At 69.1% G+C, this 11,488-nt stretch carries 8 protein-coding genes; 1 reads left to right on the top strand and 7 read right to left on the bottom strand.

The genetic code is table 11. The features are described from left to right. Positions 1-39: 39 nt before the first annotated feature. From trxA to ACFU99_RS17220, 7 genes are all read right to left on the bottom strand, one after another. Positions 40-369, bottom strand: coding sequence for a thioredoxin (gene trxA / locus ACFU99_RS17250; protein WP_030882180.1), 330 nt, complete (start codon positions 367-369; stop codon positions 40-42). 49 nt (positions 370-418) lie between these two features. Further along, a complete protein-coding gene (trxB, locus tag ACFU99_RS17245; protein WP_384392288.1) occupies positions 419-1,387 on the bottom strand; it encodes a thioredoxin-disulfide reductase in 969 nt (322 codons plus the stop codon). A 114-nt stretch (positions 1,388-1,501) separates the two neighbouring features. Further along, the gene (locus tag ACFU99_RS17240; protein ID WP_384392285.1) at positions 1,502-2,452 is read right to left on the bottom strand and encodes a hypothetical protein; all 951 of its coding nucleotides are present in this window, start codon (positions 2,450-2,452) and stop codon (positions 1,502-1,504) included. After that, entirely contained in the window at positions 2,449-3,138 is a 690-nt protein-coding gene (gene sigM / locus ACFU99_RS17235; protein WP_384392282.1) for an RNA polymerase sigma factor SigM, read from the bottom strand. The genes ACFU99_RS17240 and sigM overlap by 4 nt, the downstream gene beginning before the upstream one ends. A 35-nt stretch (positions 3,139-3,173) precedes the next feature. Beyond that, on the bottom strand, positions 3,174-4,904 hold the full coding sequence (locus tag ACFU99_RS17230; protein ID WP_384392279.1) for a protein kinase family protein: 1,731 nt from the start codon (positions 4,902-4,904) through the stop codon (positions 3,174-3,176). 109 nt (positions 4,905-5,013) lie between these two features. Then, positions 5,014-7,398 carry a murein biosynthesis integral membrane protein MurJ gene (gene murJ, locus ACFU99_RS17225; RefSeq protein ID WP_384392277.1) on the bottom strand — a complete coding sequence of 795 codons (2,385 nt, stop codon included), beginning with the start codon at positions 7,396-7,398 and terminating at the stop codon, positions 5,014-5,016. Between the two features lie 45 nt (positions 7,399-7,443). Next, positions 7,444-9,744, bottom strand: coding sequence for a DUF6049 family protein (locus tag ACFU99_RS17220; RefSeq protein ID WP_384392274.1), 2,301 nt, complete (start codon positions 9,742-9,744; stop codon positions 7,444-7,446). 171 nt (positions 9,745-9,915) lie between these two features. Here ACFU99_RS17220 and ACFU99_RS17215 point away from each other — a divergent pair, with 171 nt between their 5' ends. Continuing rightward, positions 9,916-11,391: a CCA tRNA nucleotidyltransferase gene (locus tag ACFU99_RS17215; protein WP_384392271.1), complete on the top strand. Its 1,476-nt coding sequence runs from the start codon at positions 9,916-9,918 to the stop codon at positions 11,389-11,391. Positions 11,392-11,488: the final 97 nt, after the last annotated feature.

Genomic DNA, 11,488 nt, shown 5'->3' with positions numbered 1-11,488 from the left:
CGCATGTGCTTCTGTTTCACGTGAAACAGCGAGGTTGTATCAGGCGATGAACTCGGACAGGTCGCGCTCGATCGCGGCCTTCGGCTTGGCGCCGACGATGGTCTTGGCGACCTCGCCGCCCTGGTAGACGTTCAGGGTCGGGATCGACATAACGCCGTACTTGGCGGCCGTGCCCGGGTTCTCGTCGATGTTCAGCTTGACGATCTCGATCTTGTCGCCGTGCTCGGCCGCGATCGCCTCAAGGGAGGGGGCGATCTGGCGGCACGGGCCGCACCAGGCTGCCCAGAAGTCGACGAGCACGGGCTTGTCGTTCTTCAGGACGTCCTCTTCGAAGGTGGCGTCGGTTACGGACTTGAGGGCGCCGGCCATGGCGATCTCCTTAGATGATGAGGCAGTGGGGTCTGGGGGCTGGACGGGGTCAGGCGGTCTTCTCGGGCTCCGGCACGCTCTCACTGTCGCTCAGGGCGGCGAGGTGGCGCTCGGCGTCCAGCGCCGCGGAGCAGCCGGTGCCGGCGGCGGTGATGGCCTGGCGGTACGTGTGGTCCACAACGTCGCCCGCGGCGAAGACGCCGGTGAGGTTCGTGTGCGTGGACGGCGCGTCCACCATGAGGTACCCCTCGTCGTCCAGCTTGAGCTGGCCCTTGAAGAGCTCCGTGCGCGGGTCGTGGCCGATGGCGATGAACAGGCCGGTCACAGGGAGCTCGGAGGTCTCGCCGGACTTCAGGTTGCGCAGAGTCAAGTGAGAGAGCTTGTTCTCACCATGGATCTCGGCGACCTCGCTGTCCCAGACGAACTTGATCTTCGGGTCGGCGAAGGCGCGCTCCTGCATGGCCTTGCTGGCGCGCAGCGTGTCACGACGGTGCACGATGGTGACGGACTTGGCGAAGCGGGAGAGGAAGGTCGCCTCCTCCATCGCGGTGTCGCCGCCGCCGATCACGGCGATGTCCTGGTCCTTGAAGAAGAACCCGTCGCAGGTGGCGCACCAGGAGACGCCGCGGCCGGACAGCTCGTCCTCACGGGGCAGGCCCAGCTTGCGGTGCTGGGAGCCGGTGGTGACGATGACGGCCTTGGCACGGTGCACGGTGCCCGCGGAGTCGGTGACCGTCTTGATCTCATCGCTGAGGTCGACGGCGATCACGTCGTCGGGGACCAGCTCGGCACCGAACCGTTCGGCCTGGGCACGCATGTTGTCCATGAGGTCCGGGCCCATGATCCCGTCGCGGAAGCCGGGGAAGTTCTCCACGTCGGTGGTGTTCATCAGCGCACCACCGGCGGTCACGGCGCCCTCGAAGACCAGCGGCTTCAGAGAGGCGCGGGCGGTGTAGAGCGCGGCCGTATAGCCCGCAGGCCCGGAGCCGATGATGATCACGTTGCGGACGTCGCTCACGGGTGTCTTCCTTGTCTCTGCCGACTGCTGTCTGGGGCCCTGTTGGGTCTCACCCCACCCAACGGATACTACGGCGCGAGCATTCCCCGGAGACGACAGCGCACGATGGTGTGCTCAGTCGCGAGCATATGTGCGGTTCAGCAGGACCTCTCCCGGCGTCGGGGAGGAGGCACCGGTACAGGAGGACGCGACGATGTAGGCGTCGACGCGCTGATCGTCGCCCTCGTGAGGCAGAAGGATGAGATAGACGTCCTTGCCCTCGTAAGTCTCCTGGTGTGCCGCGAGCGGCACGTCGGAGCGGCCGGTCCCCTCCCGTACGCAGGACGGCGCGGTGGTGCCGTTGTCCTGCATCGTGGTCTGGGGCGAGCTCTGAGCGCTCATGCTGCGGGATTCGGCAGGCTTCCGGGCCGCTAGCAGAGCCTGTACGTGCGACTCAAGAGTGGCGGAGGAGAGACTGGAGCCGCCGTCCTGGTCCTTCGTCACCGAGTTATGGGCCTGGCCGCTCGTGTCATCGCTGAGCCCCGACTGAATGAGGAGACCGCCCACGGTGAGGACGGCCGCGGCGCACGCGGTGCCGAGAAGCGCCTTCGGCCAGCGACGCCTGCTCGTGCGCCGGTCGGCACCGGCCTTCTGACCCTGCCGCCCCGGGCCGGTCGCTCCCCGGGAGTGACCGGCGGGACGGCCAGTGGCCACCGAGGGAGCGTGCGCTGTTTCACGTGAAACATGATCGGCAGCCGACGAGGCGGAAGGCGCGGTTTCACGAGCCGACGTGGTTTCACGTGAAACGGCGAGGCTCTCGGCGGGAGCCGTGGCGTCGAGGAGCGCTTCGGCGGCGAGCGCCGCGTCGATGCGGCCGGCGACGTCATCTGGCATACGCGCGGGGCCGGGCAGGGTGCCGAGCAGGCTGCGGATTTCGTCCAGGGAGGCCCGGACGTCCTCGCACAGTTCGCAGTCCGCGAGGTGCTGCCGTACGTCGGCCGTGCGGTCCGGTGGCAGGATTCCTTCGCTGAGCGCGGAGATCTCAGCGACCTCCGGGTGCCCGTCCGTGTCGGTCGTGGATGTCACGCTCGCCCACCTCCGCCCTTCACGGGATCAGCATCGTTCGGCCCTGCCGGTGGTGGGACGGCTGTCCCCTGCGTCCGGTTCCTTCCCCCGCCCGGGGGCGCGCTATCCCTGCTACTCGGGTGCAGATGGGTGACCATGGGAAGCAGCCGTGCGCGTCCCCGCGCGCACCGGCTTTTCACCGTGCCGACCGGCACGTTCAGCACTTCGGCGGCCTCAGCCACGGGGTATCCCTGCATGTCGACGAGGACGAGGGCGGCGCGCTGATCGGGGGGCAGAGTGGCGAGCGCCCCGAGGAGTTCGCGGTGGAGGTCGCTGCGCTCCGCGGGAACGGCGGCCGACTCCTCGGGCTCCAGCAGCTGCTCCAGCCGCTCGGTGTCGGCCACCGGCGAGGTGCGGCGAGAGGCAGCCTTGCGGGCCCGGTCGAGGCAGGCGTTGACGGTGATGCGATGCAGCCATGTCGTGACGGCTGACTGGCCGCGGAAGCTATGCGCGGCCCGGTAGGCGGAGACCAGGGCGTCCTGGACGGCGTCTGCTGCCTCTTCCCGGTCTCCCAGGGTGCGCAGGGCCACCGCCCAGAGTCTGTCGCGATGGCGTCTGACGATCTCTCCGAAGGCGTCGGGATCGCCCTTGATGTGCAGGGCGAGGAGCTCGGCGTCGCTTGTGGCGTCGCGTCTGACGTCGTCCAACGTCGAGCCCCTCCCCTTGGTGCCGACCGCTTCGGTCAGCTGCCCTTCACTTTGATCTCCGCGATCCCGCCGCGGTAACCCGTCTGGGTCCCCGAACCCGTCCCGTCGGGCGGGAGCTCGGTGACGTGGATCAGCAGGTATCGGGTGCGGACCGGCTTCTTGAGCGTCACGTCCAGCGAGGAGCCTGCCTTCTCCGACTTGCTGACGCGCTGTGAGAAGCCGGAGAGCGCGCTGGGGCTGCTCGACGCGGACGGGTCAGCCGCCAGGATCTCTGATGTCTGGCCCGGACGGTACATGTCGACGTGAACATCGGAGACGTTCTTTACGCTCCCGAGATCCACGACGATGCCGCTGCCGTCCTTGCGATTCGGACGGTTGCCGAACTCCGCCCACCCGAAGAATTGCCCCGTGATCCAGGCCGTGCCGGGGTCTCCGTCGACGGCGTTCTGGGGGTTCTTGCCCGTGGGGCCATCCAACGGCGAGAACTCCGTGGCACCGCTGATGGTTAGCGGTTTGACCACGGGCTTCTTGTCGTTTTTGTTGTGCCCCGACTGGGAGGTCGGAGGGTTGTCGTGGTCGTGTTCGTCCTTGAGGAGCGTGTCGGCGAGCTGCCAGCTGCCCAGGCCCAACGCCGCGATGAGCAGCGCCGAGACGGCCCACTTGAGGGTCTTGCCGGTGCGACCCTGGAGCGGCGGGGGCGGGGGCGGGGGCGTCGGTGCGGGGCGCGCCGAGGGATAGCCGGGCCGGGGCGGCTGGCCGTAGGCACCCTGCTGGTAGGTGGTCCGCTGGTACGACGGAGGGGCGGTGAAGCTGGGCTCCGGCGGCCGGACGCGGGGCATCGCGGCGACCGCCTTGGCGAGCTCCTCCGGGGTGGTGCAGGGCTGTTCCTGGCGCGAGGCGGTGGCGCCGTCGTTGACGAGGGCGCGCATCGTGAGGTCGGACAGGCCGCGGTGGATGCCCGCGCGGACCTGGTCGGGGGCGATGAGGCCGACGCCCTTGGGGAGCCCGGAGAGGCCGTGGGCGTCGTTCTCGTAGGGCCAGCGCTGGGTGAGAGCGGCGTAGAGGAGCGCGCCGATCGCTTCGGTGTCCGTGCGCTGGGTGTCTTCGGAGGTGATGCCGCGCAGGGCGGCCATGACCGCGAGGCCGCGGATGCGGTACTGGCCGGACTCGGTGCGCAGCACGGAGCCGGGGTGCAGGCGCAGGTGCGCCAGGCCCTCGCGGTGGGCGGCGGTCATGGCCTGGGAGACCTGGCTGACGAGCTGGTAGGCGTCGTGCGGTTCCAGGGGCCGAGTGGCCAGCAGGGTGGTGAGCTCGGTGGCGTCCGGCAGCCATTCGTGGACGACGTAGACGAGGTCGTTCTCCTCGACGGCGTCGAGGACCTGGACGAAGCGCGGGTCGCCGAGGAGGGCGGCCGAGCGGGCGGCGGCAAGAACCGGACGGGCTCTCGGATGGTCTGCGGGCAGCAGGTGGACGCCGACGGCGCGGCGCAGTTTCTCGTCCACCGCACGCCAGCTGCTGAATCCGTCCAGACGGGTGACGCACTCCTCCAGGCGGTAGCGTCTGGCGAGTTTGTGGCCGCTGTGCAGCTCGGGGGATTGTGCTTCGGGCGCGGCGTCCTTGTTCTCTGCGCGCTCTGTGTCTTTGTGCGCGTCGGCCTTGTTCTTGGCCTTCGCCCCGTCGGCCGTGACCTTGTCCGCCTTGGCGGTCAGCGACTTTTCGCCGCTGTCTTCGGTCACGTCGACGGCAGCCGTGCTCCGTTCAGCCACCGTCGTTCCTGCCTCCCCATCCGTTGCACGCTCTCCACAGCCAGGACAATTGTGCCCACAGTCCGGTGCTATGCACGACACGCGGTAGTGGGTGATGGTTGTGTTCGGGTCATCGGCCCAGTCGGCCGCGGACCATGCCGACCATCGCGGTGAGTTCTTGGATGCGCATCCGCTTCGCGGCGGCGTAGAAGACGACGATGAGTACGATTCCGCCGCCCAGCAAGGCTACGAGTGATCCGAGGGCGCCGCTGCCCAGCGTCTGAGTGATTCCGTATCCGGCGCCGCCCGCGAGGAGGGCGGCGGGGATGCTGGCGCCTGCCAGGCGTGCGTACGTACGGATGACGTGGGCTCCGTCCAGGTCGCCGCCCAGCCGGTTGCGCAGGCGGTTCCAGGCGACCCCGACGCCGATGGCGTAGGCCAGGCCGTAGGAGGCGGCCATGCCGACGACGGCCCAGCGGGAGGGGAGGATGAGGAAGCAGATGCCCGAAGCCGCCGCGTTGGACGCTGCGACGATCACCGTGTTGTAGAAGGGCGTGCGGGTGTCCTCGTAGGCGTAGAAGCCGCGGAGGACGACGTACTGCACGGAGAACGGGATGAGGCCGAGTCCGAAGGCCATGAGGATGAATCCCATGGACCGGGCGCCGTCCGCACCGGACGAGGAGAACATCAGGCTGCACATCGGGACGCCGAGGGCGAGGAAGCCGAAGGAGATCGGCACGATGGCCACAGCGGAGGTGCGCAGGCCCTGCGAGATGTCGTCGCGGACGGCGCCGGGGTCGCCGTCTTGGGCGGAGCGGGAGATGCGGGGCAGCAGGGCCGCCATGACGGAGACCGTGATGATGGCCTGCGGCATCTGCCAGATGAGCAGGGCGTTGTTGTAGCCGAGGATGCCGGTGCCGGGGAAGCCGGCCTTGGCGGCGTCGTCGCCCGCCCAGGTGGCGAGCTGGGTGACGACGAGGAGCCCGGCCTGGTTGGCGAGGACGAAGAGGAACGTCCACTTGGCGAGCTTGGCGGCCTTGCCGAGGCCGTGGCCGCGCCAGTCGAAGCGCGGGCGGAACTTGAAGCCGGCGTCCCGCAGGTAGGGGAGCATCGCCAGGGACTGGACGGTGAGTCCGAGGAGCGTGCCGATGCCGAGGAGACGCAGGCCCTCCGGCGTGATCGTCGATTCGGTCAGGTGGGAGCTGCTGTGGGTGCCGTACACCCAGATGAACATCCCGAAGGTGAAGATGACGACGACGTTGTTGAGGACGGGGGTCCACATCATGGCGCCGAATCGACCGCGTGCGTTGAGGATCTGGCCCATGACGACGTGGACGCCCATGAAGAAGATGGTGGGCAGGCAGTAGCGGGCGAAGGTGACCGCCACGCCGTTGGCCGCCGGGTCGTCGGCGATCTTCACGGACATCATGCGGATCAGCAGCGGCGCCGCGAAGACGCAGATGACGACGAGGGCGCCGAGGATGACCATGACGAGGGTCAGGAGGCGGTTGGCGTATGCCTCTCCGCCGTCGTCGTCCTCCTTCATCGCGCGTACGAGCTGCGGGACGAAGACGGAGTTGAGCCCGCCGCCGATGGTGAGGATGTAGATCATCGTCGGCAGGGTCATGGCGATGGCGTAGGTGTCGCCGAGGAGCGCCGCGCCGAGCGCCGCGGTGATCACCAGCTGGCGGACGAAGCCGGTCAGCCGGGAGACGAGGGTGCCGGCGGCCATGACGGCGCTGGACTTCATGATGCTGCCGACCTTGCCGCCGCCGGAGGAGGCCTTGGCCGGGGTCTCCGGGGTCTGCGGCGTCTCCGTGGCCTGCGGGGCTTGTGGCACCTGTTGCGGCACTGGTGAGGGCGCGGTGTCCAGCGCCGGGTCCGGCGTCGGTCCGGTCGGCGGGGGCACGGGCGGGGCCTGGTGCCGGGGGGCGTGGTGCGGCGGGTTCTGGTGCCGCGGGTCGGGGTACCGCGGGTCGTGCGGCTGCTCCGGCGGGTACTGGTAGGCCGGCTGGTACGGCTGCTGCTGTTGCGGTTCGTACGGCTGCTGCTGTTGCTGCGGCCGCGGTTCGTACGGCTGCTGGTCGCGGAAGAGGTGGGCGAAGGCGTCCTGCTGGGGGCGCTCCTCGGCGGCCTGGCCGGAGCGGTCGTCGACGCCGACGAACTGCTGGGTGGCGTCGTCGCCGTAGGGCAGGTGGCGGGACGGGGTCTCGGGCCGGGGCGGCGGGGCGGGCGCCCACAGGCTCGGGTCGGGGGCGTCGTACTGGGGAGCGGCAGGCTGCTGGTAGAGCGGCTGCTGTTGCTGGTAGGAACCGGGCGGCGGGGGGTGTGCGGCGCGGTCGTAGAGCGCCTCGGTCACCGGGTCCTGCGCGGCGGGGTCCTGCGCGGGGTACGGGTTCGCGGTGTAGGCGTCCTGGAGGTACGGGTCCGGGGCAGGCGGGGGCGTCGGCGGGTACTGGTGTTCCGGATCGCCGCCTTGCCCTCGGCCGCGGTCACCGTCGTACGGCGCGTTCATCGCTACCCCACCTCATCGTCCGCGGCCGACCGGCCCTGCTGCTCCTCAACGGTCCACTTTCTCACCCGATCCGGATGGGTCAGTGCTTTGTGATCCGGTGTCCGGCGCCGGGTCACCCGGCTGCTCGGGTTCCTCGGCGTCCGCGCCGTTGTCCTCGTCGCCGTCGTGCTGGTCTCCGTCCGCCGCGTCGCGGGCGCGCCGCTTGCGCTTCAGGTAGATCCGGAGTCCTGCCAGGACGAGGAGGAGCACGCCGACGGCGATGACCAGCAGCACCATCGGGGTGATGGAGGTGACCTGCACGGTGAAGTACATCGGGCCGCCGTACGGCTGCCCGTCTTCGGTGAGGAGCTGCGCTGTCACCTTAACGGGACCGTTCGCGTTGGCGCGGGTCTCGAATTTTACGGACTGGCTGTGCCCGCCTTCGAGCGTGATGGGTTTCGAGTCGCCGACGTCGAGGCGGTTCGGCTGCTGGGAGGTGAGGACGAGCCGGAGGCCGTCGACGCCTTGGAGCAGGCCGTTCTTCACGGTTACGGGGACCGTGGCGCTGCGTCCGGAGAGGGTGGCGTCCGATTTCTGGATGAGGTGGACCTGCCCCCGCAGATTGTTCAGATACTGCTCGGCGGAGCCCCGGAAGTTCTCGGCGGCCTGGTGGTCGCCCCGCCACGAGGTGGACATCTCCCGCATGATCGCGTTGCCGAACGGGGTGACCACGCGGTCCTTGGCGGTGAGGATGACCTTGAAGCCGTCCAGGGTGGTCTGGGTCTTCTTTATGTCCTGGAAGGCGCTGTTCGGCAGTTCCTGCTTGCGCAGGGAACCGCTGTACGAGCCGCTTGAGGGGATGCGCTGGTTGGCGTCCGGGTCGGGCTTGGCCTTGGCGGCGTCGCCCAGGTCCACCGACTGGGTCCAGCGGTTGTCCGACAGCGCGCCGAGAGCCGCGGCCATGGCCTGGGCCTGGCTGGCGGTGGGGGTGCGCTGAGGGGCCACGACGACGCTGCGCTGGTTCTGCGGTTCCTGCATGGTGACCATCAGGGTCTGGGCGAGGAACTGCTGCACGGCGAGCGTGGCGTTTCCGGCCTTCGCCATGTCGCCCTCGAAGGCGGTCGAGAGCCGGGCGTCGGAGACGATCGCCGTGTTGCCGCTGCCGATTTTCCGGGCCGCGGTCGGGGCGTAGGGGAGGTCGCTGTCGCGGAGGCTGTCGCTGCGGGTGATGACGTTGTGGGCGCCGGCGGAGGTGGCGACGTCGACGATGGAGGAGTCGATCGCGCCGTCCACGGGCCAGGCGAAGTCGGTGCGCGGCTTCACGCCGATGATCGTGTCGACGGTGGTCGCGGCGAGCTCGGTGGCCGACTGGAGGTGGCTGAGCGAGCCGGTGACGTCCTTGCCGCGGTGGGCGAGCGAGGCGAGGTCGGGGTCGGCGAAGGGCAGCGCCATCACCTGGTCCCCGGGGACCGCGTCCTGGAGGTCGTGGAGCCACTGCTTGGCGACGGCCTGGCCCTTGCCCGGCGCGGTCGTCCCGTCGGGCTGCTCGACCGTGTAGTTCTTCGTCATGGCCTCGACGGAGGCGAGCAGGTCGGGGTCGATGACCCAGGTGACGGGGAGGTTCTTGCCGAGGGAGACGAGTTGTTGCAGCCGTCCGCCCGGTGCGATCTCGGCAGCGAGGTCGTCGTTGCGGAAGACCGGCATCTGCTGGGGGTCGGACGCCGAGCGGGCGGTGAGGTGGGTCGTGGAGACGAGCGGCCACATGACGGTGAGCTTGGTCTTCTTGCCGCTGACGGCGGAGGGCTGCCAGGGCAGGAGCGTCCGCTTGATGCCCAGCACCTGGTCGTACGACTGGCTGGAGGTGTGGCCGGTGAGGGCGACGCCGAGCTGGTAGATGCCGTCCGAGCCGAGATTCAGATCCTTTGCCGGGATCTTGATGCTGAAGTCGCGGCTGATGCCGGCCGGCAGCTTGGCGATCTTCTTCGCGTACTTGCCGCCGATCTCGGTGCCGTCGGCGCCGAGCGAGTACCCGGTGCGCTTGGCGACGTCGTCGAGGGCGCTGCGGCCGCTGATCTGGGGGCCGACCCGCAGGGCGACCTGGGCCCCGGAGACCGTGGACTTTCCGTCGTTGGTGACGGTTCCGGTGACGGTCAGGGTGTCGCTCTTCGTCGGCGTGGTGGGGGTCAGGGAGTCGATCGAGACGGAGACGGTGCGGGATCCGGTGGCGGCCGCGTGGGCGGCGGGTGCGGAGGGCAGCTGTAGCAGGGCTACGAACAGGAGGATTCCGATGAGCAGTGTCGCGGTTCGTCGGGGCCTCCGACGGGCAGGAGTCGAAGTAGTCTCCTGGAACTCTGCCGCATCGGCCACGCGCTCGCCCGTCCCTAGTCGTCGTCAGTGGTCGTCGGATGTGCGTCCACGAATGGTAACGAGCCCTGCCGGGGCGAAGTGCTGCGGACTGCTCCACAAGATCGTTACGCCGGTCGGTGTCCCTTTTATTGGGGAAGCTCCGGGCCGTGCGGCCACGTACCCTCTTCTGTTGTGCCGAACGCCAACAATGACAGCCACCACCCGCAGTCGACCAATGAGCTCAGCCAGGTGCAGCGCCGTGCCGTGAGTGAGCTCTTGCGGGTGTCGCCCGTAGCCGATGATCTTGCCCGACGCTTTCAGGAGGCCGGGTTCACCCTTGCCCTGGTCGGAGGATCGGTCCGGGACGCGCTGCTGGGACGGCTCGGCAACGACCTGGACTTCACGACGGACGCCCGCCCCGACGACGTGCTGAAGATCGTCCGGCCCTGGGCGGACTCGGTGTGGGAGGTCGGGATCGCCTTCGGCACGGTCGGCTGCAACAAGCGGGGCGGAAGCGACAATCAGGTCTTCCAGATCGAGGTCACGACTTATCGGTCGGAGGCCTACGACCGCACCTCCCGCAAGCCCGAGGTCTCCTACGGCGACTCCATCGAGCAGGATCTCGTCCGCCGGGACTTCACCGTGAACGCGATGGCGGTGGCACTCCCGCAGAAGGAGTTCATCGACCCGCACAACGGGCTGGAGGACCTCGCCGCGCGCGTGCTGCGGACGCCCGGCACGCCGCAGGAGTCCTTCTCCGACGACCCGCTGCGCATGATGCGGGCAGCGCGGTTCGCCGCGCAGCTCGACTTCGAGGTGGCGCCCGAGGTCGTCACGGCGATGACGGAGATGGCCGGCCGGATCGACATCGTCTCCGCGGAGCGGGTCCGGGACGAGTTCAACAAGCTGCTGCTCTCCCCCGAGCCGCGCAAGGGCCTCAAGCTCCTCGTCGACACGGGGCTCGCCGACCGCGTGATTCCGGAGCTGCCGGCGCTGCGGCTGGAGAGCGATGAGCACCACCGGCACAAGGATGTGTACGAGCACTCCCTGACCGTGCTGGAGCAGGCCATCGACCTCGAAGAGGACGGGCCGGATCTGGTGCTGCGGCTCGCGGCTCTGCTGCACGACATCGGGAAGCCGAAGACGCGGCGGTTCGAGAAGGACGGCCGGGTCTCCTTCCACCACCACGAGGTGGTGGGGGCGAAGCTGACCAAGTCGCGGATGACGAAGCTCAAGTACTCCAACGACCTGGTTCGGGACGTCACGAAGCTGGTGGAGCTGCATCTGCGCTTCCACGGCTACGGCACGGGCGAGTGGACCGACTCGGCGGTGCGCAGGTACGTACGGGACGCGGGCCCGATGCTGAGCCGGCTGCACAAGCTGACGCGCTCCGACTGCACGACGCGCAACAAGCGGAAGGCGAATGCGCTGTCGCGCGCGTACGACGGGCTTGAGGAGCGCATCGCGAAGCTACAGGAGCAGGAGGAGCTGGACGCGATCCGGCCGGATCTGGACGGCAACGAGATCATGGAGATCCTCGGTGTGGGACCGGGCCCCCAGATCGGCTGCGCGTACAAGCATCTGTTGGAGCTCCGTCTGGAGAACGGGCCGATGGAGCACGATGCGGCGGTCGCGGCGCTCAAGGAATGGTGGGCGACGCGGAGCTGAGAGCGCGGGCGGCTCTGTTTCACGTGAAACGTCGTGAAACAGAGCCGAGGGCCACCCGGCCCGGCGGGGGGTACCGGGGAAACATGGTGCGGGAAAG

The organism is Streptomyces sp. NPDC057654 (assembly GCF_042800135.1).
Taxonomy (GTDB): domain Bacteria; phylum Actinomycetota; class Actinomycetes; order Streptomycetales; family Streptomycetaceae; genus Streptomyces.
This window is presented reverse-complemented; position numbering and strand designations above follow the sequence as displayed.

What these genes read in the sequence shown, in the direction of transcription:
- trxA (WP_030882180.1), bottom strand. Translation starts at nt 369, where the DNA reads ATGGCCGGCGCCCTCAAGTCCGTAACCGACGCCACCTTCGAAGAGGAC.
- murJ (WP_384392277.1), bottom strand. Translation starts at nt 7,398, where the DNA reads ATGAACGCGCCGTACGACGGTGACCGCGGCCGAGGGCAAGGCGGCGAT.